The following is a 22,353-nucleotide window of genomic DNA, read 5'->3' on the forward strand; positions in this document are numbered from 1 at the left end:
GCCAGTATATGAATCGTTCTGTCAATTTCATCGGATCTACCCACGAGAGGGTCTAGTTTTCCGAGTCTCGCTCTTTCGGTCAGATCGACGCAAAAATCTTGGAGAGGATCTCCGGATGTTTTTTGCTCGGTCTCAGGTTCGGTACCCGAAGCTTTTTTTCCATCCTTGCGAATCCCGTGGGAAATATATCGGACCACATCAAATCTGGAGATATCTTGTCTAGAAAGGAAAAATACGGCATGAGATTGGTCTTCTCGAAAGAGAGAGGCTAAAACATAACCACCGTCTAGTTTTTTCTTTTGGGTAGATTGCACATGGAATGCCGCCAACTGAAGAACCCTTTGGGCTCCAATTGTATAGTCGGGTTCTATTTCTCCGAAGGACTCAGGAACGGATTCCATTTCTGTATCCAAGTATTCTCTGAGTTCCTGTCTTAAGGTATCCAGGTCCGCCCCGCAAGCAATCAATACTTCTTGGCCCACTGGATCATAGGTCAATGCCAGTAAAATATGCTCCAAGGTGATGTATTCGTTTCTACGACGAACAGCTTCTCCTCTCGCCTGGTTTAAGGATTTTTCTAATTCTTCGGAAAGGATCATTTTTCCTCCTCCCCCTCTTCTTCAATCTCCATAATACACTGAAGCGGATGTCCGTGATGTTCAGCTAGCTTATGAGTCTCCGCTACTTTTGTTCTGGCTACATCATGTGAATAGACTCCGCAAAGTGCTTTTCCACTCGTATGTGCTTGCAACATAATTTTCTCGCTCTCCGTTTCGGATCGATGGAACACGACTCTCAAAATCCATACGACGAAATCCATCGGCGTATAATCATCATTTAATATTACAACTCTGTACTTCGGCGGTTTTTTTAGTTTGAGCTTTTCCTTAGTAAGTACCTGCTCCTCGGTATCAAATTTATAGACCTCGCTCATTTGTACTATTTTTCCGCCAAGTTAGGGCGTTCCCTCAGGGGCGATTTTTCGTTTACGCCCTCGATCATTTCCTCGGTATACATTCTCTCGTTTTGAAGGAATCGTTCAATCGCAATTCTGGCCCGAGTGTCGAAAATAAAATGGGAGCTGTATGTGGGCACTGCAGGAAACCCTCTTAAAAATTTTTGCTCTCCCTGGGCCCCAGCCTCAAACGTATGAATCCGATTCTGAATGGAATATTCTATCGGAGTATAAAAACAACATTCGAAATGCAGAAACGGAACATGTTCGATGGAACCCCAGTATCTTCCGTATAACTTTCCTGCTTTACGAAGATTGAATGTTCCGGCTATAAATCTGCCGTTTTTCTCGGCGAAGACCAAGACAATCCGATTCCGGAGGTTTTCCTGTGCCGCTTTAAAAAAAGCAAGATTCAGATACGGAGACCCCCATTTTCTGGAATATGTATCCGTGTAGAATTTGTACATCTTCTCGATATGACTGACTTTAATATCATCCCCTTCGAATATGCGGATTTGGAAACCAGAAGCTCTGACGAGTTCCCTTTCTCTTTTGATCTGCATTCTTTTTTTGGATCTAAAATCTCCCAGGAAATGTTCGAAGTTCTCATAGTCTCGATTTTTCCAATGGTACTGGTGAGAAATGCGCAGAGAAAATCCGAATTTCTCCAAGACTTGTGCTTCCTCTGCATTTAGAAATAGAAAATGAACTCCCGAAAGTTTAGATTCCTTTGCATGAGAAAGCAGTTTTGGTACCAAAGTCTGGGCTGCTTCTTCCAATGTTATATCAGATCTTCGTAAAATCCTTTTGCCTGTGACCGGAGTAAATGGATAGGCAACGATTCCTTTGGGATAGTAAGAAAGTCCGTTTTGATCAAAAAAGTTTGCCCAGGCAAAATCGAATATGTATTCTCCGTAGGAATCGTACTTATGAAAAAAAAGAAGAGCCGAGTGTAGCCCCTTGGAATCTGAGGCGACTAGGTATTTGGGCAACCAGGAAGTTTTCTTTCCTACGCACCCGGTATTTTCCAAAGCTCGGATAAATTCATAGTCCGAAAAAGGATTCTCCAAATCCTCGAGCGATTCCCAATGCCCGCGCGGAATTTCCTGCAGTGAATCTAGTATTTGGACATCAAAGTGCATGTACTATCTTTTTGACGTCTTCACCCCCGTCCGAGTACCGTCTTCTCCCCAAAAAGCTTTTCGAATTTTTTGAATAGAACGGTGCACGATGACCTTGACATTCGATTCGGAGAGTCCGGTTTGCTCTGAAATCTCTCTGGTACTATAGCCCTGCAATTTCGCTAGAGTCAGCACTTCTCTTTGTCTTTCATCCAAGACGCTCAACCAGGTCTGAAGTCCATCCATTACCATCCAAGGTTCTTCCTCCGTCTTGGCTGGCTGGGAAATCGTATCCACCTCTACGGAAACAATTCTGTCTTGGTATTTTCTTTTTCTGAGGTAATCTATCGTCTTGTATCGAGCGATTGAAAATAGCCAAGGAGCAAATGGCCTGTCCGGTCGAAAGGAATCTCTTGCTTTATGAATTCCAAGTAGGATCTCCTGCAATAGATCCTCTCTGTCCTCTTGGCTACCAATCCTGGTCCGTAAGAATGCTCGCAAAATCTCGGCACACTGGTGCAACAGAAGTTGGTATTCCTTTGCATCCCCCGCTTGTGCTTTTTTCATTTTGGAAGCCAGCTGGTCCCAGATTTCTTTTTTGCTTGCCATGTAACCTTTTTGAGGACTGTTCGAATTAGTAAAAAGCCACCATCGAACATTTGGGCTGGATTTTCAAGATTGTCCAATCATTCTTGGTTGAACCCAGAAAAAGAAGATAGAGATAGGGAATGAGGATCTGCAATGCAGGAAGAAAAGAAAAGCCGAAATTCAGGCGAATTTATCCAAACTCTGTCTAAGGAGCTGACTCCTGTAAAACCACTCCGATCCGGAAAACTTTTTCTATACTGGATGGGAGTTCTTGTTTTTGGAATCCTCCTAGGTGTGGCTTATTCCCTATTAAGACCTTCTTCTGCATTTCCTGGCTGGTGGCCCGAGCCTTTCTTGATTGCATGTTGGGCGATACTTTCTGCAGCCTTTCTTTCTTTTATGGTCTTTCCGGAAGAAACCGGAACTTTCGGGATTTGGATCGCAGGAATCGGACTAGCTAGCTGGATCGGCTTTGCAGTCCTGCGTTTCGTAGAGGACGTATATCTTTCCGGATTTCATATGGGCCACTTGGGAGCTTGCCCCGCGATACTTTTGAGCATGACCTTGGTTTGTGGAGCTGCAACCGCATTCTTGGCAAAAGGAGCTGCTCCGGCTCGTCCTCTCGGAACTTCTTTCTTGGTTCTATCGTTTGTATTAGCAGTTTCTAATCTAGTTCTGAAATTCGTTTGTCCGGACCAAAGTGGTTTCCATATACTTTTAGTCCACGGATTGGCGACTGTGTTTTGGATTCTAGTTTTTCTATTTCCGCTGAGGTCTAAGATTCGGTGGTAGCGAATTTGCACGGATAGAGTCGGAAGTAAAAACCGAAATTGCATCTAAGCTCGCGATTTCCGAATCCGACTTTATGAATCTATAAACTCCCAGGCTGTTCTCAGTTCGCCTGCCTTTTCCAAGGATACTAGTAGCTCTCGGAAGAACTCAGTTTCTCCCAAAGTGCTTCCATCTCCGATCAAAATGAGTAATTGTTTTGCTCGAGTCATTCCTACGTTCCATCTGCGTTCCTCGGCTAAAAATCCGATTTTGCCTTCTACGTTGGAGCGAACCAAACTGAATAATAAAAAATCTTTCTCTCTGCCTTGAAAAGAGTCTACTGTTCCGACTTCTACTTTGGAAAATGCTTCCGGAATCCTTTCTTCCAAAAGTTTTTCGAGTAGAAATTTCTGAAAACGATAGGGAGTTACGATCCCGATCTTATCGGCTGAAAGTCCAGACTCTAGTAAAGCAGGAAGTAGAGAGATCGTAAACTCGGCCTCCCAAGGGTTGCCTAGACTACCGTCTCTGGATTCCTCGGCCGTATCAGTTCCGGAACTATCGATAAAAACAAAACTGGATCCGAAAGGAAATTCGGTTTTTGTAGATGGCAGAGAATTTTTTTCGGACTCTTGCAATCCAGATTTGAGTCTACTTTGATAAAACCGAATATTCGAAAAAAATTGTATTGGATCCTTCATCCTGTACTGGGTGTCTAGCATCAGACTCCTTCCGAATTTTTCGAATGCAGGCAGAAATCTCTCCATGAGAGTTATTTGTAGAAGTGCATCCTCGGAAAGCACCGTAGGAGGTAGCTGCTTGGGATCTCCTGCAAAGATCGCCCTTTCCGCACGCAATATCGGAATCCAAGAAGAAGGCTCGGTGGCCTGGCTAGCCTCGTCCAAAAATACATAATCAAAATGGAATGCATTCAACAAAGCAGAAGAAGCGCCCGTATGAGTGCACACGATCACCGAGTGAGTATCCAAAAGAAAATCCACCAATGTTTTTTCTCTTTCTCTTACTGTGCGTCGAAGTTCTCTAGCGGCGTGTTGCAGGCTTCTTCGCTCTTCTGCTTCTTGCTTTCCGAAATTTCGTTTGTACTTTTTGGCCTTTTTAAACAGATCCAGTACTTCTCTTTTGTCCCTCTCCAACCATTTTGCATCAGGATGATTGTGTAATTTTGCATCTAGACAAGATTCCAGAATCGCTTCCGTCATTCTAGCGGGATGCCCCAATCTCAAGACTGGAACTCCAGTTTTGAGAACTGCTTCTCCTAGCACATCTGCGGCCGCGTTTGTAGGAGCAGTCGCCAAAATCTTTTTCCCTCGAGAGGCAAGAATTCGAATCGCTTCTGCTAATGTTTTGGTCTTTCCCGTTCCGGGAGGACCGTGTACGAAAAACACATCCTCAGTCTGCAAAATCGCAGAAACACAGTCGGATTGTGATTTGTTTAGATCTGCGGAAATGTCCTTTTCTTGCTTAAATTTTGGAGAGGTCAAATGTAGCTTGGTTTCATCTAAAAACAAATCCGCAAAGAATTTTGCCCTGGTTCCTTTCTCTGCCCGGATCACCTTATCTAGGGCAAGATTCAATTCTCTGTCTGTGGTTTCGTCCGGTAGTAGTTCTAATCCTAGTTTTCCTTCTTCTGCCCATTCCGGCACTTCTTCCAAGGAAAGAACATAGGCTTCTTCTTTTACACTGATGAGAACACTAGATTCTTCATCCGCATCTTTAAAAAGTCGGACCGGTGCCCCGGAGCGAAATGCCTCCGGAACCGCCATGGGCTGAGTGGGAAGGAAGGTGACTCTCCACCCTCCTTCCGGTCCTAGTATTTGGTCATGGTATACGAGTGGATAAACACAAAGTCCGGTACGAACCTTCGAAGACAGATCTCCGGAACCGGCTTCGTTTTTGAATCTTTGAATTTCCGATTCTCTTTCTTTGCGAAGAGATTCTTTCAGTGCCTCGTATCTGGAAGGCATCCGAATCAGGGTCTATCCGGAGAAAGTACTACGATTCTGTACGGAGGGGTTTTCGCATCTTCTCGAATCGGTAAACTCTCTGCATAGTGGATCGCCGAAGCAAGAGTCCTACCGGTTGTCAATCCAGCAAATATTCCTTCTTTCTGATATAGTTCGGATTGATATAGCAAAGCTTCTTCTCGATCGACTCCAATGTACTGGTCGGTAATCTTTGGATCAAAGGATTCAGGTAGTCGAATGCTATGATCTCCTTGCACCATCCTGCGGATGAATCTGGAATTTTTGCTCACTCCCATGATCACTCTTAAGGTAGACTTCTTTGCCTTTAAGAATCTTCCCACTCCAGAAAGTGTTCCTCCGGATCCACCTCCAGCGATAAAAGCGTCTATATTCCCGCCCAAGTCTCTCCAAATCTCCGGACCAGTGAACATATAGTGCACGTTCGTATTCGCCATATCTTTGAATTCGTTCAGAATGATTGTGCCCTTTTCTTTTTCCTTAGCGGCTTTAGCTTCGGATAGCAAAGTGTCGTCCCAGTTTCCCTTTGCATTTTGAACCACGAATACTTGAGCACCATATGCCTTCAGTTGTTTTAGCTTTTCTGGCTCTGTGTCGGGTGCCAAAAAGACTTTGAATTTGTATTGCTTGATCGTACAAATCCAGGCGAGTGAAATTGCGGTGGAATTATATCCGGCTTGGAAAATTTGTCCGTTGGGTTTGAGTTCCCCTCTTCTTTCCGCGGCCATGACCATTGCTAGAGCTGTTCTATCTTTGACGCTTCCTGTGGGATTACAAAATTCAGCCTTTAGGTAAAATTCCAAATTTGGAATATGAGAACCGATTTGATTGAGCCGGATCAGAGGAGTGTTTCCGATCATCTGCAATACGTTTTCTTTTACGGGCTTTGCTACGCTCAGTTCTCTTCCGAATAGGTTTTGAACATTATTCAATGCCCCGAGTAGGCTATTGCCAAACTCGTCGATCGAGCGTGAAATTTCGTCAAACATAGACTCCTCCTTGGCTTGAAGTGCCGGAATCCGTTCCGGTTATTTTTTCCCTGCGTACAACCAAGGAACCTCTCCCCGGTTTTTCTCCTCGAAAGATTGTATTTTTGCCTCGTGCTGCAGGGTTAACCCGATATCATCCAGACCGTTATAGAGACAGTATTTTCGAAAAGAATCCACTTCAAAACTGTATTCTTTACCCGAAGGGCTAGTAACCTTTTGCTTTTCTAGATCAATGCTGACCTTAGCTCCTACTTTGGCTGCTACCGACTGGAAAATCTCTTCCACTTCTTCCGACTTTAAAACAACTGGCAACATTCCATTTTTAAAGCAGTTATTATAAAAAATGTCCGCGTAAGAAGGGGCGATAATAGATCTAAAACCGAAATCTTCTAAGGCCCAAGGAGCGTGCTCCCTGGAAGAACCGCATCCGAAATTGTCTCTGGTGACCAAAACTGACGCGCCCTTGTATCTTTCCTGGTTCAACGAAAACTCCGGATTCGGCTTGGTTCCAGCGTCGTCCAGGTATCTCCAGTCGTGAAACAAGTGCACCCCAAATCCGGTCCTTTCTATCTTGCGCAAAAACTGCTTCGGAATGATTTGGTCCGTATCTATATTAGGTCTATCTAATAAAACTGCGAGTCCTTCGTGCTTTGTAAATGCTTTCATATTCTGTTTCTTAACCCCAGTTCCTGATATCCACAAAATGACCTTCGATTGCTGCAGCCGCGGCCATCGCAGGGCTGACCAAATGAGTGCGCCCTCCTTTTCCCTGTCTGCCTTCGAAGTTCCGATTAGAAGTAGAAGCGCATCTGTCTCCCGGATTCAGAACATCGTCATTCATTGCTAGGCACATGGAGCATCCTGGCTGTCTCCATTCAAATCCAGCTTCTATGAAAATCTTGTCCAAGCCTTCTTGCTCGGCTTGTCTCTTCACTCTGCCGGAACCCGGAACCACGATCGCCTGGACCTTCGGAGAAACTTTTTTTCCAAGTACTGTCTTGGAAGCGATTCGCAGGTCCTCGATTCTTGAATTCGTGCAAGAACCTATGAACACTTTATTGATGCTCACGTCCTCTATCTTTTGACCAGGTTTCAAATCCATATATTTAAGCGCGGATTCAATCGATACTTTTTCTACCGGATCCGAAGCTTCTTTCGGGTCTGGCACAACTCCTTTAATCGAAATCACTTGCCCAGGAGAAGTTCCCCAAGTTACCTGAGGAGCAATTTCATCTGCATGAAGCACTACGGAAGTATCGAACTTGGCGCCAGCATCCGTTACATAGTACTTCCATTTTTTCACTGCGAGATCCCATTCAGCTCCTTTCGGTGCGAAGTCTTTTCCTTTCAAGTAGTCGAACGTAATCTGATCCGGCGCGATCAATCCGGCCCTTGCACCTGCTTCGATCGACATATTGCAAACTGTCATTCTTGCTTCCATGCTGAGAGCTTCGATTGCAGAGCCTCTATACTCGATCACATATCCTGTGGCTCCGCCAGTGCCGATCTTGCCGATTACAGCTAGTACAATGTCCTTTGCGGTTACGTGCGGAGATAATTTCCCATCGACTCGGATCTCCATAGTTTTTGCTCTTCTCTGTAATAGAGTTTGAGTTGCGAGTACATGCTCCACCTCAGAGGTCCCGATTCCAAAGGCAAGAGCTCCAAAAGCTCCGTGAGTCGAAGTATGAGAATCTCCGCAAACGATGGTCATTCCGGGATGTGTAAGGCCCATTTCGGGGGCGATCACGTGTATGATTCCTTGATCAGGGTGATTGATATCGTAGAGAGTGATCCCATTCTCTTTACAATTTTTGATAAGAGTCTTCATTTGAGTGGCAGAAACCGGATCAGCGGAGTCGATATCCCGAATCCGAGTGGATACGTTGTGATCCATAGTGGCGTAAGTGGCATCAGGTCTTCGGACCTTTCTGCCCGCCATACGAATTCCTTCAAATGCTTGCGGACTGGTCACCTCGTGGATCAAATGGCGGTCGATGTACAGGAGATAGGAGCCTCCCTCCAACTCGCCTACGAGATGGTCTTCCCAGATTTTTTCGAACATAGTTTTCATGTTGTACGAGTCCCTCGAAATGGGTGTAGCAGATAGTAATTAGACTCTAGGTGAAAATTAGATGGATTTGCAGTCTAGGACCAAGAGCTCTCTTTCCTACACTAAAAATACGGACTTTTTCGTAAAGAAGGAACTTAAGAAGAAGCCGAAATCGATTCGACCCTGGTCACTTTCCCCGGAATACCAAGAGCGCTTTTCCGATTCCGATCTCGTCGAAGTCATACAAAATTCTAGGTCGCAGAACTTTCTTACCGTTTAGGAAGGTTCCTACTTCTGAAACTAAGTCATACAAAACGTATCTGTTCTTAACCCTACGGATTCTAGTATGATTTTTGCTCACTCCCTGCTCATACAGTACTAGGTCTGCGAGTTCTGAATTCCCGATCGTAGTCTCGCTCTTTTGCAAGGAGAATTGCTTTCCGGGATTTCTGCCCTCCTTCAGAATGAGTGTAGCTTTCTCGTATTCCTCTCCCTGCTCAAATTCTTTTAAAGATACCGGGATCGCTCTTTCTGGTTCTACTCTTTCATCCTCTGCATATACGTACTGGAATTGGTCTCCGTACATTTTTCGATACACATCCTGCTCTTCGTCAAGAGTTTGCATTCTTTCTTCCACCGAGCCAGGCATCTGAAGCCTAGCATTCGGGCTTTTTCGAAGGACGACTAACAATGCAAACATGGTCAGGATCAGCAAAAATCCCATGGTTGGGAGAAACACGGCAGGATTTAGAAAGAATACCAAGAGCTTTGTCCGAATCGAAAGAGTGTATTCACTTGTTTGCGAAATTTTACTCGGGGTTTCTATTTCTATTTTGATCTTAGGAGACTCGGCCCAACTCCATTCATTTTTAAAAGGAGATTCATAAGACAAAACCCAAGGAAACCTTCGAAAGTATTCTATATCACTCAGGATTTCTCGAACACCGTCCCGATCCAAATTAGAATAGAAAAGTCCGGCATGTTTTTCCGCGATCCACTTAGCTCCCTTGCTTGGATACGCAAATAGGTGGATCGGTGTTCCGGAGGAATACGCTCCTCTTCTAGCGTCGTTGGTGGGCATAATTTCTAGGTCGTTGAGCAGAAGCAGAACGTAATCTCCGGATCTAAACTTGGGAGAAACTTTTTGAAATACGTAATCCAGACTTGCGCCTGTGCTTCGGTTCGGATTCGCTCCGTCTACTTTTGCTTCTTTAAAAGCTTCCTTTCTGCTCAGGTCTAGCTTGGGCACATAAACATCATCCGCAAAGAATACAAAGCTGAAGCGATCCTCTTCTTCAGATGATTCTACGATTTGTCTGAGAAATTCTGTGCTTCGATTATTTGCTTCGAGGGAATGGGTCATTTGTGCGACCACGTATACATGGATCGGACGAGTCCCTTCTTCTCTTTTTAAATCGGGGCGAATTACTCGAAGTGTCTTTCCTTGCTTCGTTTCCTTGATCGTCAAGATCTCGCGGTCCAAGGACTTTCTAGAGTTCTCTTTTAATAAGACCCTGATCTTAGGATAATCTTTCGACTCGATTCCCTCGATTACAAATCCTTGGTTCTCCGCGAGCAAAGTGGTACACGCGAAAACCGAAAATAAAAATAATGTAAGACGGAATCTTCTCATTTTGCTAACGATTATAATAAGTTGCTGAATCAATCGTAAACAGTTTTCTAGCATAATCGGACTTAGGCGCCCATCCATCTTTTCCTATGGACAGCGTTTCCACAATTTTGCCAAGTTTCAGTACAGTTATAGTATCGGCTATCTCGGTGATTGCACCTAGGTCATGGCTAATGAAAATCAGAGTTTTTGCTTTTTCCGCGACGAGTTGCAAAAGCAAGTCTAACACACCCTTTCCGGTAATCGGATCCAGCGCAGAGGTCGGCTCGTCGCCTAGGATCAACTCAGCCCCGGAATAGACTGAAAGCAGTATTAAAATCCTTTGTCTTTCTCCCCCGGACAGTTGGTGGGGGTGAGAATTCCAGGCCCTTTCCGGATCGGAAATCCCTACTTTTTCGAGCAAACCTAGGCACTTTCGAGTCTCTGCGAATTCCTTTTCTAGTACATAAAAATTTTCTAAGATCTGAGAACTTATCTTTCTGTACGGATGAAATCCGGAAGAAGGGCTTTGGGGAATCAGACTGATCCGTTTTCCTCTCCATTTTTTCCAGTTCTGCTCGGCTTGCTGGTTCATATCTTCATCGAAAAATTGGAATCTATTCCAGCTAGTCTTCAGATTCGGATGCAATAGACCTAGCAAAAAGTTTGCGAAGGTGGTTTTACCGGAACCCGATTCTCCTGCGATTCCGTAGATACTTCCTTTTTTGACATCCAGATTTAGTTCATCCAATAGAACCTTAGAAGAAAGTGGATCATACACCTGCAATCCCTGGATTTGAAGAAGCTCTTGCATGGGCAAACTTTGATTGGTGACTACTCTAGCTTAAACAATTCGTATTCTATAATCGAACACACAATATGCCCGATTAGAATATGAGATTCCTGTATTCTAGCGGTCTCGGTGGCCGGAACAATCAGATCTAGATCCGCCAAATTCTTCATTTTTCCGCCGTTTCCGCCTAGAAAACTAATGGATTTCATACCAACCGATTTCGCTTTTTCTAATGCAAGCAAAACGTTCTTGGAATTTCCGCTCGTGGAAAGTCCGATAAACAGATCGCCTTTTCTTCCGTAAGCCGCGACCTGTCTCGCAAAGATTTCTTCGTAGCCGTAATCATTTCCGCAGGCAGTAATCGTGGCCATGTCCGCAGCCAAAGAGATCGCAGGAAGTGCCTTTCTCTCGTTTCCGGATTTGTATCGCACTACCAGCTCGGCCGCGATATGAGAGGCATCGCAAGAAGATCCTCCGTTCCCGCAAAGTAGGATCGTATTTCCTCTTTGCAAGACCTCCGCCGCGAGCTGACCCGCTTTCACAATGTCGTTTAACATTGTATCCAAAACCTTTTGCTTGGTTGCGATCGATCCCCTAATTTGATTTAAGGCGATATCTTTTATATCCATAATCCTATTTCTCTCTTTTGGAACGAATACTCGAAAGTATATTCTCTAGTTCTCGTTTTGCGGCCTCAAATTCATACAAGCTCAGATTTTCCGAATATGGTTCCTGTCGATTCCCGCTCACATTCAAAAAATATAATTCTTTTGATACAATATCTTTCAGTCTCTTCGCGGAATTCTCTTGGAAAATGCTTTCAAATTCTTTTCCTAAAAAAACCAGTAGAACCGCGATCGTACTTGGTCTCAGACGAATCAGGACCTGCTGTTTCCAAATCGGTTCCCAGTTCAGTATTTCCTTCCAGGATTCCGAGGATCTTTTCAGATCTGGCTCTTCCTCCAAAACTGACCAGGTATCCCCTTCCCATTTCGGGTCTTTTAGCCCAGACAATAAAGACTTTAAACTTTTTGCGTCCGCAGAGAGAAGTCGATTCAGATCCGCTTCTCCCATAAATAGAACTCCGGACACCTTTCCATTCTGCTCGGTGAGAAAGTTTCCGGTCGCTACAACGATGGAATACTCACGACCGCTCTTTTCCTTTCCCTCCAATCGGAACAGATGTCTGTTTGTTTTGGACAATTTGATTTGCGGAGATTCATAAATTGGTCCCGATGGTTTTTTTCTTGTGAGAAAAAAACGATCCACCTTTTCTCGAAGGTCCTTCAACTCCCAAGTATACCCGCGGCTATCACGGACTGCCTTTTCTTCGGAAACCTCTCCTTCTTTGAGTTTCTTTCTCCAGAAGAAAAGCTTGGACCAGAATCCTTTCTTTTTCCCTTTTGCGGAAAGTCTTTTCTTAGACTTGGCCAATCTTAGCTCCCGTAATCTTCTCTTACATTGCTAGGTTTGTCGATGAGTCCCTTTCCCAATTCGTAGACTTTAGCTTCCTTTAAGAAAGTGGAATACGCCGAAGAAACTGCGATCGCAAAGCCTGGAAATCCATCCAAAAAACCTAATTTAAAAAAATAGATTTCTATAAATTTTCCGATCGGCTTGTGAATCGTTCGAAGCACAGAAAACCTTTTCCCCTTCCTGGATCTAGTCCAAGCTACGATGGAAGAGAACTTGTTGATCGTATCCACTTGTTGGGAAAGATCCTGAAAACTATAATGGAGTATGTCCCCAGCCATTTTCTTTCCGGATCCATTTACGACCAAATAATCGTGCGGATTCTCCCCAGCCCAAGAGGCTTTGGATTTTCGGAAGATTCGGTATTTTCTCTGCGGGTACCAGCCCGAAAAACGGATAAACCTTCCCATATGAAATGTCAATCTCGCGACCTTGAAACCGTCCACATTTCCAGAGGCGGAACTTTCCAGGAATTTCCGCAGAGATTCGTTTAGCTCTTCGCTTAATCTTTCATCTGCGTCCAAAGAAAGGATCCACTCATTTTTGCAGAGTCGGATTGCATCGTTTTTTTGCTCCACATGTCCGCGGAACTTTTGAGAAGCAAATACTACCTCCGGAAAAGAAGTGCAGATTTCCTTGGTGGAGTCCGTACTCAATGAGTCTAAAACCACGATTTCGTCCGCAATATCTCTGCAGGATCGAATACAATCTCCGATATTCTTTTCTTCATTATATGTAATAATTGCGACAGAAAGTTTCTTTAAAAATCTATCCTGGTTGGTCCTCGAGAAATTTGCGACCTTCGCTTTTTTTCCCTTTACCAGTTTTTTCTGTTTTTTGGATGAATCTACAGACATTGCGATCAATGGAAATCGTTCCGGAAATCTAAGATGCTAGCATTTCAGAACTTGTCAGCGGTTTTTTGTAGGAATTCCTGCAGAAATTCTAAATTCTGGCGACAAGCATGGAGCCTTCGACAATTCAACTTTTAAAAAGAATGTACGAGTCCTCTATCCCAAAAATGGAGAAAATCTCCTGGTGGAGTTTCCTCGGGTTTTTGGGTACATTTCCACTATCTGTTTCCATCTCCCAGATTTTTGCAGTACTCTCTATGCTCCCGATTTTGCTCTTATCTCTGGATAGTTCTAGCAGAAATAGATTGAAGCCCGTACTTTTTCTTTTTTGGATCCCGATCGGGATCTATGCTTTAGTGTTCCTTTCCTCTTTATTTCATTTCTTAGAATATAAAAACTTTTGGAAGAGCTTTGCCAAAGAGTCAGAGGCAGGCGATTTCTGGATGTCCTTACTTCTGTTAGTCGGTTATTTTCATGCATCCAAAGCCGAAAACGGGAAACTATTAGAAAGATTTCTATGGATTTCCTTTTTGATCTTATTGATTACTGGATTCATTTCTGTGTTTTTGGAATTCCGTTTGGGAAAATTTATTTCAAACGGATTCCAATATCTTTCCGGAGATCGCAGGCAGCACCCAGCCGGCGTAGTATTCAACCGTTGGACCTATCTACCGATCGGAATGATGAATACTCACCTTACATTTGGGGGAATTTTATCTTTTTACATTCCTGGCCTCTATCTCTTAGTTATTAAACGCATGCAAAAAAAGGAATGGAGTAAGACCATTCTAGTCGGAACTCTTTTTGTTCTTACCTGCGTCTTATTTTTGCTCAATCAAAGTCGATCTGCCTGGCTAGGAGTCGGCTTTGTTTGCTTGTTCCTGACTCTAGGACTCTTTCGTGAAGTTCGATTTTCACAGAGTAAAAGTGCCTGGTTCAAAATCATTCTGCTTCTTCTTGCCTTCTCTGCTCTTTTATTTGCGGGAAAATTTTTATTCGAACGGAACTGGCTTTTGCAAAGGTCGATCCGTCAACTTACCGAAGTGCAAACTCCGGAAAACCAGAGATACTGGATTTACAAGAACAGCATACCTATCTTCCAAAAAACGGTCTTACTAGGAATCGGTGGGGGAAGATTCAAGGAAGAACACAAAATCATTTCGGACAGGATGATCGGTGAGGACGAGCAACTTTGGTACGAATTAGAAATCACTCCTAGGGGACATTCGCATAACGATATGCTTCAGTTTGCGATCACAGGAGGTTGGTTCGCCGGTGTTCTCTACGCTTTATTTTTTGGAATCCTGTTTTCTTTAGCCTTTCGATATGATTCCAGACAAGACGGATTCTCTTTGGTAGGAGTATGTTCTCTCTGGATCGCGGGTTTTTTTCAATGCTACCTAATAGATGACGAGGTTGCGCTGCCTTTCTTTGCGTTTTGCGGAATTCTGTTTGCTAGAACGCCACCGCTTCCATCGAGCAAATTCCAAGATTTCCTCTCCAGTATTCCTAGGAAAGTTTGGGCTTTCTTAGTGATTTCCATTTTAATAAATCTTATATTTTGGAGTGTTCGTCTTCAGACGAAACCTGCACTAGCTTATTCAAGACAGATAAAAACGTTTTCCCCGGAATATGCAAAAATTCTGGAAAACCAAATCTTACCGTTTCGATCCGAAAGAGAAGAGAGACAAAGTAAACTAAGCCAGAAAGATTTGGTCCCGGTAGAATGGGCAAGTCAACCTTTCCAGGTCGAAGGATGTCTTACGCATCGTTTTGGAAATCCTCCTAGAATTCGAAAAGATCCTTTCGGCTTCGAGATCCATGTAAGAGTGAATTCCAAAAATCCTCCTAGAATGGCAAGTATCACTGTCATCGATCGAGACGCTTTTGATGAGGATCAGAGGTATTTTTCTCACACGCAAAGAGACCTGCAAAAAAGAGAAATTTTTCTAAAAGAAGGTTGGAATCGGTTTGTTTGGAAGGATAGGAAAACTCAAAAAGTAGAGGAATCCTCAGGATTTCCGGAGAATCTATTCTTTAGAGATTTTAGGATTACTTATTCGGGATTTGATCCGCAGCAGCCTGTGGAGTTACCTATATTAGATTTCGGAGATCTTTGCGATGTCTCCAATCCGCCCTGAATTTTCTACCGAGGAAGAAATTGGACATTTACCTGGAGCGGGACTTGAACCCGCACGAGCGTGAACTCACGGGATTTTAAGTCCCGGGTGTCTACCTATTCCACCATCCAGGCGTTTTAAGATCAGGCGTCGCCCGGATTCGAACCGGGGATCAAGCTTTTGCAGAGCCATGCCTTACCACTTGGCCACGACGCCATTATGAGGTATGATTTAGTCGAGGCACTCAGTGTCAATAGAAAACTCTGGAAACGCACTTGAGAGAATATTTCTACAAAATTGACAGACAAGGTAGGATCTTTCACGACGGAACAAGATTGATCGATCCTAGTTTTCTGGACTTCTTTCTAAAGAGGCTTGTAAAGAACCACACAGGTCTGCATCCGGAATTCCACTACGTTTCTCCTTGTGGAAAAGAAATGAATTTTGTCCAAGCCGAGACATATCCGATCATCTTTTTCAAAATGGAGAATGCTAGACTGTTCTACTCTCCTGGTTTGCATGTGGAGTTCCAACCAGAATCCATGCGCTTAGACAAGTATGGAAATCTGATCCATCCTGGTCCAAGAGAACTTTGGGGAGGCTTTCATCTAGTGTTACTTTCGGACTTCACAAAGAATCTAGAGGAAGGAACTCCCTGCTGGAAATTTACTTGGGAAAAAAAGGAGTATTTTTTACCCAAGGATCGTTAGAGTGCGCAGAGTAATTTTTCGTTCACTCCCATTCGATCGTGCCCGGAGGTTTGTTCGTAATATCGTAAAATACGTATTCGATCTTGGAAATGGAAAGTAAGGAGTCAGTAATTTCCCTCAGGATCTTTTCTTCCATCGGATAAAAGCTAGCAGTCATTGCTTCCTGAGAATTGACCGGTCGCAAAACGATGCTTCTACCGTTTGGCGTTTTTCCCAGAGGAAGTAGTACGATAGGCATTTGCCAGATATTAGCGGTAAGACCAGTTTTTTGTAATATGTTTTCTACTACAAAATCCGCTTCCCTTAACAAATCAGAATTCGCTTTGTCCAAATCCAGTTTTTGAAAAGAAATTTCCAAGTCCTGGGCCGAGACTTCCTTGGGCCCGACGAGTACTACCACTCGATTGACCGCCGAAATTCGATTCGTGATCTCGGTGGAGATTCGGTTCCACTCTTCCCAGGATTTTTTTCCGGACAGAACTGCGCAAAACGCGTAGGAACGTTGGTCACCCTTGACCCCCACGGAAGCCACTGGTAATAACTTAGCGGAGATTCCACTCTTCTGTCCTACGAACTGCTGGAGTTCCTTTTCCACAGATGGATCTATCTTTTTTTCCTGGCAGATCATTCGGACGACTAATCCCGGCCCGGGAAACGGATGTCTCTGGGTCCATTCTTCAGGCAGACCAAGAAAATTTCCCAGCTCCCTGACTTCGTCCTTGTATAAGTCCTTGATCGGTTCCACAACCAATCCCTTCTCCATCAACTTCTGGATAGCCTCCACTCTGTTGTGGTGAGTCTTGATCGTATGGGAATGTTTCGTACCACCGCTCTCGATCGTATCCGGATAAATGGTTCCTTGTCCTAATAACCATTCTTCCGAATTCAGATTCAGTTCTTTGGCACAATTTTCCTGAGCTTTTAGAAATAGATTTCCTACGATTTTTCTCTTTTCTTCTGGGTCTGTCTTTCCCTTTAAGCTTTCGTAAAATAGTTGAGAAGAATCGTGCACGTGCAAATGAATTCCATGAGGTGCTAGGTTCTTTTCTAAATGAGCCACCTCATCCTTTCTCATAAATCCGGTGTCTATGAGTACTCCTTTTACTCTTTCCTTTCCTAACGCTTGAGTGAGCAAAAGGTAGGATACTGTGGAATCCACCCCTCCAGAGACTAGTAAGAATATTTTCTTGTCAGAGGGTACTGTTTTTTTCAGTTCTATTCCTTTTAATTCTAAGAATTGCTTCAGATCCCATGTATTGCTGACTCCGCAAATACGGATAAAGTTTTTGAGTAGCTCGTTTCCTTTTTCGGTATGAGTTACTTCCGGGTGAAATTGTATTGCGAATTTACGAGAGGCAGCATTTTCCACGACAGCAAACTTGCAATCAGTGGAAGAAGCCATAGGAACAAATCCGGAAGGTAGCGAAACTACTTCGTCTGCGTGGCTCATCCACACAGTCTCCCCTCCCTTGAAGCCTTCTAATAACAAACTTTTTCCATTATGAGAAATGTCCAATGAGGCATGTCCGTACTCCGCGGTTCCGGCTTTCTTTACCTCCCCTCCCAGAACTTTCATCATCAATTGGTGTCCATAACAAATTCCTAATATTGGAATAGGCAGATCTAACACTTTCGATTGAATCTGGGGAGAGCCCGCTTCGTAGACGCTTTCTGGACCTCCGGAAAGGATTAGTCCCGACATTTTTTGGTAGGCTTCTAATGGTTCTTCGTTGGATAATATTTCGGAATAGGCTCCGAGTCGACGGATTCTGGACGCAATTAAGTGAGCGTATTGTCCTCCAAAATCAATGACACCGATCACATCTTTATGTTTCATGCTTGCAGCTAGTTTCGCTCCGGATTCTTGGTCGGTAAAAAGGATTCCCAGTAAAGGCTTCCGAGAAACTCTGGTACCCGAGGGAGTAACATGGAACACCGACCCAACCAACCAGGCATCTCTTCCTACGAAGGTAGGCAAGACCATATTCCCAGCATGGAACTTCCGGAGATCGAATCTTTCGCCAATGTGTACGAGGGGAAGGATTACACAATCGATTTTACCATTCCGGAATTCACTGCGATCTGTCCAAAAACCGGTCTGCCGGACTTTGGGATTATACAAATTGTATACATTCCGACCACCCGCTGCCTGGAACTAAAGTCCTTAAAAGAATACATTTTAGCGTACAGAAACCTAGGAATCTTTCATGAGAACGTAGTGAATCGGATTCTAGAAGATATCGTTAAGTCGGTGCATCCAAAATATCTGAAGGTGTCCGGCGACTATAACTTAAGAGGCGGAATTAAGACTGTGGTGACGCGAGAATACAGCGCTGAAGGTTCTAAGTAAATTGGAACACGGAATTTGGATCGGGTACCTGGCCTCAATATTGACTACGATCTCCTTTGTTCCTCAGGTCGTTAAAGTAGTGTTAGATGGAAAAACTAGAGATATTTCTAGAAATATGTATGTTGTTCTAACAACAGGAGTAGGTCTTTGGCTTGTTTATGGAATCTTAAAGTCCGACCTACCAATCATACTCGCCAATGCATTCACACTGATCCTTACGAGTATTATTCTTTTTTACAAACTCAGAGAAAAGGGAAGCGAATAAAAAAGGGCCACTGAATTGTGACCCTTCCTCGGTAAACCTTATAGACAAGTCTATTGCGGTTTGACTTGATCTTTCAAAGACTTCTTAGATTTTTCGAGCTCTTCCTTTGCTTTATCCATAGAAGACTTCACTTTTTCTTTTTCCTCTTCTGCGGATTTACGAATCGCTTCTTTCTCTTCTTTGCCCGCGTTTTTTGCTTCTTCTAGCAACTTGCGGTTTTCTTCTTTGGCGCCTTCGATTAGCTCACGATTTCTCTCTTTTTGCTCTTCTAATCCTTGGAGAATGCGTTGCTTGTTTTCCTGGAAGTCCTTCAGGATTTCTTGGATCCTAGCTCTTTGCTCTTCTGTAATCGACTGGATGGTAGCAGAGTCGCTTTCCAACTCTTGTCTCTCTGCATCAGTGAGTTCTCCCTCTTGCAAGGTTTTTCCATCGGAACTGACCTTTTCCCCAGATTCGGCCACTGCTTCTTGTTCTGGGCGGTCTGCATTGCTCACTGCTACAGATCCGTCTGCGACCAAGGCTTGGGCACCTTTTCCAGTATCTTCGACCGCAAATTCAGTACCACGAACGGAAGCCACAACGGTAGGAGTCGTGACAGAGAACTTACTACCCTTGCCCAGCTTCGTATTTACTTTGGAGAATATCTTTCCTTTGTTCAGACCTAAATCAGTGAACAAGTCTCCATTCGCAGAATCCACAAAGATCTTCTTAAGTGTAAGGTTTGTGTTTTCTTTCACACGAATTACGACTCCGTCCATCAACTGAATATCCGCCAAGGAATCTTTACCGGTGGAGATCCTATCTTCCGGGAGAAGAAAAGAGTCTACTTTGACTTCTTTGGACTTTCCATCCTTGTCAAACAGCTGCACGGAACCTTTTGTAAATGTGATGACACCGCCTTGCAGGTCTTCTTTTGCTTTGCGGCAACCTATGGAAAATGCCAAGATGGTAATTAAGAAAACGATACTATACCGTTTCATTCTGTTCTAATCTCCCTATGAAAATGGGTTTCGAGGAAGACTATGGGGGAAATTTCTTTTCGTCCACATTTTTACGATCGACTGATCGATTTCCTGCCAATTCTTAACTTTTCCAGATTCTGCCCTGCCTGCATCCCAAGAATCCCAAAAGTCGGACCACTATATGCTGGAAGGTTAGAATGGGTCAAAGAAAAGGCTTGCCGTCTAACCTAGGGATAGAAAATGTAGCTTTAGACCCGAGTACGGGCACAAAAGTCAGGACTACTTCGAGGAGAACCCAAGCCTATGGGACAAACTAAAATCGCTTACGTTGACAAGGACAACTGCACTTCCTGTAACCAGTGCGCCGACAACCTTCCAAAATATTTCCAAATGGATGAGAATGACACTTCAGAAACTCATATCGGCGGAGAAATGGTCAACCAAGCGCAAATCCCTGAAGAAGACTGGAAAACAGTGCAGAAAGAAATGGACGAATGCCCAGGTGAGTGTATTCACTGGAAAAAGTAATCCATTCTTCGAAATTTGACTAACGTAGGCATTCAAAATTTCGAAACGTGCAAAGGCGGGAACTTCCCGCCTTTTTTATTGGAATCTTTTCTAATGAACTATATTTCGCCAGTCATAGATAGTATGGATTCAGTTCTCGTTTCTTATTATCTCAGGAAACTCTAATATTCCTGCTCGGAGCGCGTAGAGCCAAGTAATTCGTCTGGAATATCTTCTACTCTTTCGCCAATTTGTACGGCTAAACGATTTCCCACTCTTCCCGGTAAGCATTTGAACTTTTTTCGTTCGCCCACTTTTACGAGCATATCCGATCTTGTTGTGGTATTTTCTAACTTCACTACATCTCCGACGGTTAGGTTCATGAAATCCGCAATCGAAATATCCACGGAACCTACTTCTGCGATGACAGGAATCTGTACTTGGTCCAATCGTTCTTGGATAATGGCTCTGTTTTCGTCCAACTCTCCTTTCCGGATGGAGGAATACCAGTATTGCGCGGAAAGCTTATTGATGATAGGTTCAATCGTAATATAAGGAATACAAAGATTGGTGAGACCTTCCACTTCCCCGATCTTAGTTTCTAAGTTGATAAGAACCACCATGTCATTCGGAGGAACTACCTGAGCAAACTGTGGATTGGTCTCGATGTTACCGAGACGAGGTCTTAAATCGATTACAGTAGACCAAGCTTCTCTCATGTTTCCGAGAATTCTCACGATAATCCCTTCCATTACGCTCATCTCAATTTCGGAAAGTTCCCGGCTGATTTTTGCAGTCTCTCCCTTTCCACCAAACAGACGGTCGATGATCGTGAATGAAATCGAAGGATCTATTTCTAAAATCGCAGAACCTCTCAGTGGGTCCATATTGATAACCGCGAGGGTTGTCGGATTTGGAATCGAGCGGATAAATTCCTCGTAGGTAAGCTGATCGACCGCGGCTACGTGCACATGCACTAAAGCTCGGAGCTGTGCCGAAAGTCCGGTCGTAGCCAAACGAGCAAAAGTTTCGTGCATCATTTGCAAGGTACGAATTTGGTCTTTAGAAAACTTATCCGGCCTCTTAAAGTCGTAAATCTTAACTTTCTTTTGTTCTCCGACGGAAGAGTATTCGTCTTCGCTCACTTCTCCGCTAGAAATCGCGTTCAGAAGCGCATCTATTTCATCTTGCGATAATATTTCTGTCATTTCCGTACCTTTGCAATCAAGCTAGCCACTTTCCAAAAGCTTCCGTCTTCTTCAGGAACTCTTTTGAGAGTATAAATATATTCGTATCGAACCGGCACTTTGTTAATCTGTCTTTCGATCGCGACCCTTACTTTAGACAGATTCGAATGGATCTTCTCCACCCCAAGAATCTTGTAATATTGTAGCACGCCGGATCTATTCTGGGTCAAAAATCTACGAAATTCTTCCAGAATGAAATCCTTTTCTCCTTCTTCGGAGTCGTTGTAATCCTTAGCAAATCTATCGTAAGACTGCACGTATTCTGGAAAGTGGATCCATTTAAAGTTTAGTTTCCAGTTCCCCTTTTTTTCCGCACCCAAGAGAAGATGTATGACTTCCTCCGGCTCTAGTCCGTCCACGACAGGATCTTGGTGAGGCACTCCCGGCAGTACCCACTGTTTCCTTTGTTCTTCTATCGTAAAATATGGATGGTTCTCGGAGCGAACAAAATGATCGCTATATTCGCTGATGTTTGGGTAGAAGTAAGCTGTGATAAAATATTTCTTTCCGGGTTCAAACTCGTAGAGCTGGTCCAAACGTATCTCTTTTTTGAATGTTTCGTTCGTATGTAGGATAATCTCTTTTACATCATCTCCTACATGATTCTGAATTCTGTTTCTTCTGACTCGGACCGGATCTTGTTTCGGTTCTCCTTCCGTTCTAGTGACGGTCCTTCCGTCCTCGTCTCTTACTATGACTTGAAACGATTTGTACAATTCGTTGGATTGAGTCGCAGGAAAAATCCTAAGTGCTTCGTTCCCAGTGTTGCGAACCGTCACTTCTATTTTGATCGGCTCGTTCTCAGAAAATTGCATTTTTGGCAGTTCCACATTTACGATCCCTTGCTGCCTCATGTAATTTTCCGAAACCTCTCCTCTCGCGTCCCTGTGCGGATAGGAGGATAAGCTATGGCAAACCAACAGTAAGAAAGAGATACCGAATAAACGCAGATTCATCTAGAAACCTAATTGTAGGAGGTCCTT

General features: G+C 43.8%; 23 protein-coding genes and 2 tRNA genes. 6 read left to right on the forward strand and 19 right to left on the reverse strand.

Annotated features, from left to right (window positions below):
• From CH373_RS15820 to CH373_RS15835, 4 genes are all read right to left on the reverse strand, one after another.
• Positions 1-599 (reverse strand): Clp protease N-terminal domain-containing protein (locus CH373_RS15820; protein WP_279305874.1); only part of this gene is annotated, 599 nt, incomplete at its 3' end.
• Positions 596-934 (reverse strand): ATP-dependent Clp protease adapter ClpS, encoded by a 339-nt coding sequence (gene clpS / locus CH373_RS15825; RefSeq protein ID WP_100715382.1) that lies wholly within the window; start codon positions 932-934, stop codon positions 596-598. The genes clpS and CH373_RS15820, both read right to left, overlap by 4 nt.
• Positions 935-939: 5 nt before the next feature.
• Entirely contained in the window at positions 940-2,097 is a 1,158-nt protein-coding gene (locus tag CH373_RS15830; protein WP_100715383.1) for a GNAT family N-acetyltransferase, read from the reverse strand.
• A gap of 3 nt (positions 2,098-2,100) precedes the next feature.
• Positions 2,101-2,685 carry an RNA polymerase sigma factor gene (locus tag CH373_RS15835; RefSeq protein ID WP_100715384.1) on the reverse strand — a complete coding sequence of 195 codons (585 nt, stop codon included), beginning with the start codon at positions 2,683-2,685 and terminating at the stop codon, positions 2,101-2,103.
• 132 nt (positions 2,686-2,817) lie between these two features.
• Between CH373_RS15835 and CH373_RS15840 the strand changes: the two genes are divergently transcribed.
• On the forward strand, positions 2,818-3,456 hold the full coding sequence (locus tag CH373_RS15840) for an NrsF family protein (RefSeq protein ID WP_100715385.1): 639 nt from the start codon (positions 2,818-2,820) through the stop codon (positions 3,454-3,456).
• Positions 3,457-3,527: 71 nt separating this feature from the next.
• Here the strand turns inward: CH373_RS15840 and CH373_RS15845 are convergent, their stop codons facing one another.
• From CH373_RS15845 to CH373_RS15885, 9 genes are all read right to left on the reverse strand, one after another.
• On the reverse strand, positions 3,528-5,420 hold the full coding sequence (locus CH373_RS15845) for an AAA domain-containing protein (protein WP_100715386.1): 1,893 nt from the start codon (positions 5,418-5,420) through the stop codon (positions 3,528-3,530).
• A 5-nt stretch (positions 5,421-5,425) separates the two neighbouring features.
• Positions 5,426-6,427 (reverse strand): PLP-dependent cysteine synthase family protein, encoded by a 1,002-nt coding sequence (locus CH373_RS15850; RefSeq protein ID WP_100715387.1) that lies wholly within the window; start codon positions 6,425-6,427, stop codon positions 5,426-5,428.
• Between the two features lie 39 nt (positions 6,428-6,466).
• On the reverse strand, positions 6,467-7,093 hold the full coding sequence (gene leuD / locus CH373_RS15855; RefSeq protein ID WP_100715388.1) for a 3-isopropylmalate dehydratase small subunit: 627 nt from the start codon (positions 7,091-7,093) through the stop codon (positions 6,467-6,469).
• A 10-nt stretch (positions 7,094-7,103) separates the two neighbouring features.
• Positions 7,104-8,501, reverse strand: coding sequence for a 3-isopropylmalate dehydratase large subunit (gene leuC / locus CH373_RS15860; protein WP_100715389.1), 1,398 nt, complete (start codon positions 8,499-8,501; stop codon positions 7,104-7,106).
• Between the two features lie 166 nt (positions 8,502-8,667).
• Positions 8,668-10,113 (reverse strand): FHA domain-containing protein, encoded by a 1,446-nt coding sequence (locus tag CH373_RS15865; RefSeq protein ID WP_100715409.1) that lies wholly within the window; start codon positions 10,111-10,113, stop codon positions 8,668-8,670.
• 4 nt (positions 10,114-10,117) lie between these two features.
• Positions 10,118-10,903: an ATP-binding cassette domain-containing protein gene (locus tag CH373_RS15870; protein ID WP_100715390.1), complete on the reverse strand. Its 786-nt coding sequence runs from the start codon at positions 10,901-10,903 to the stop codon at positions 10,118-10,120.
• A gap of 20 nt (positions 10,904-10,923) precedes the next feature.
• Complete coding sequence (locus tag CH373_RS15875) at positions 10,924-11,511, reverse strand: D-sedoheptulose 7-phosphate isomerase (RefSeq protein WP_100715391.1); 588 nt, start codon at positions 11,509-11,511, stop codon at positions 10,924-10,926.
• A gap of 4 nt (positions 11,512-11,515) precedes the next feature.
• Complete coding sequence (locus CH373_RS15880; RefSeq protein WP_100734105.1) at positions 11,516-12,316, reverse strand: LBBP_01157 family protein; 801 nt, start codon at positions 12,314-12,316, stop codon at positions 11,516-11,518.
• Between the two features lie 2 nt (positions 12,317-12,318).
• Complete coding sequence (locus CH373_RS15885; protein WP_100715393.1) at positions 12,319-13,212, reverse strand: glycosyltransferase family 2 protein; 894 nt, start codon at positions 13,210-13,212, stop codon at positions 12,319-12,321.
• A 164-nt stretch (positions 13,213-13,376) separates the two neighbouring features.
• On the opposite strand from CH373_RS15885, the gene CH373_RS15890 reads away from it, so the two are divergent.
• Complete coding sequence (locus tag CH373_RS15890; RefSeq protein ID WP_243393444.1) at positions 13,377-15,350, forward strand: O-antigen ligase family protein; 1,974 nt, start codon at positions 13,377-13,379, stop codon at positions 15,348-15,350.
• Between the two features lie 29 nt (positions 15,351-15,379).
• Here CH373_RS15890 and CH373_RS15895 read toward each other — a convergent pair.
• Together CH373_RS15895 and CH373_RS15900 are read right to left on the reverse strand one after the other, a co-directional pair.
• A tRNA-Leu gene (locus tag CH373_RS15895) sits at positions 15,380-15,463 on the reverse strand.
• A gap of 11 nt (positions 15,464-15,474) precedes the next feature.
• Positions 15,475-15,545: transfer RNA gene (locus CH373_RS15900), tRNA-Cys, on the reverse strand.
• 59 nt (positions 15,546-15,604) lie between these two features.
• Here CH373_RS15900 and CH373_RS15905 point away from each other — a divergent pair.
• Positions 15,605-16,039: a DUF4505 family protein gene (locus tag CH373_RS15905; RefSeq protein WP_165778856.1), complete on the forward strand. Its 435-nt coding sequence runs from the start codon at positions 15,605-15,607 to the stop codon at positions 16,037-16,039.
• 22 nt (positions 16,040-16,061) lie between these two features.
• Here CH373_RS15905 and guaA read toward each other — a convergent pair whose 3' ends face one another.
• Positions 16,062-17,876: a glutamine-hydrolyzing GMP synthase gene (gene guaA, locus CH373_RS15910; protein ID WP_100715410.1), complete on the reverse strand. Its 1,815-nt coding sequence runs from the start codon at positions 17,874-17,876 to the stop codon at positions 16,062-16,064.
• A 90-nt stretch (positions 17,877-17,966) separates the two neighbouring features.
• On the opposite strand from guaA, the gene queF reads away from it, so the two are divergent.
• Together queF and CH373_RS15920 are read left to right on the forward strand one after the other, a co-directional pair.
• Positions 17,967-18,389, forward strand: coding sequence for a preQ(1) synthase (gene queF / locus CH373_RS15915; protein ID WP_100715396.1), 423 nt, complete (start codon positions 17,967-17,969; stop codon positions 18,387-18,389).
• A 1-nt stretch (position 18,390) separates the two neighbouring features.
• Positions 18,391-18,654, forward strand: a complete 264-nt coding sequence (locus CH373_RS15920) for a SemiSWEET transporter (RefSeq protein ID WP_100715397.1) — start codon at positions 18,391-18,393, stop codon at positions 18,652-18,654.
• A 50-nt stretch (positions 18,655-18,704) separates the two neighbouring features.
• Here the strand turns inward: CH373_RS15920 and lsa33 are convergent, their stop codons facing one another.
• Positions 18,705-19,634: a surface adhesin Lsa33 gene (lsa33, locus tag CH373_RS15925; RefSeq protein WP_100715398.1), complete on the reverse strand. Its 930-nt coding sequence runs from the start codon at positions 19,632-19,634 to the stop codon at positions 18,705-18,707.
• 285 nt (positions 19,635-19,919) lie between these two features.
• Between lsa33 and CH373_RS15930 the strand changes: the two genes are divergently transcribed.
• Positions 19,920-20,144, forward strand: a complete 225-nt coding sequence (locus CH373_RS15930) for a ferredoxin (protein WP_100715399.1) — start codon at positions 19,920-19,922, stop codon at positions 20,142-20,144.
• 161 nt (positions 20,145-20,305) lie between these two features.
• Here the strand turns inward: CH373_RS15930 and fliM are convergent, their stop codons facing one another.
• Together fliM and CH373_RS15940 are read right to left on the reverse strand one after the other, a co-directional pair.
• Complete coding sequence (fliM, locus tag CH373_RS15935) at positions 20,306-21,331, reverse strand: flagellar motor switch protein FliM (RefSeq protein ID WP_100715400.1); 1,026 nt, start codon at positions 21,329-21,331, stop codon at positions 20,306-20,308.
• Entirely contained in the window at positions 21,328-22,326 is a 999-nt protein-coding gene (locus CH373_RS15940) for a hypothetical protein (RefSeq protein ID WP_100715401.1), read from the reverse strand. Before CH373_RS15940 ends, fliM begins: the two co-directional genes overlap by 4 nt.
• Positions 22,327-22,353 lie beyond the last annotated feature (27 nt).

Origin of the sequence: Leptospira perolatii, assembly GCF_002811875.1 — a bacterium.
Taxonomy (GTDB): domain Bacteria; phylum Spirochaetota; class Leptospiria; order Leptospirales; family Leptospiraceae; genus Leptospira_B; species Leptospira_B perolatii.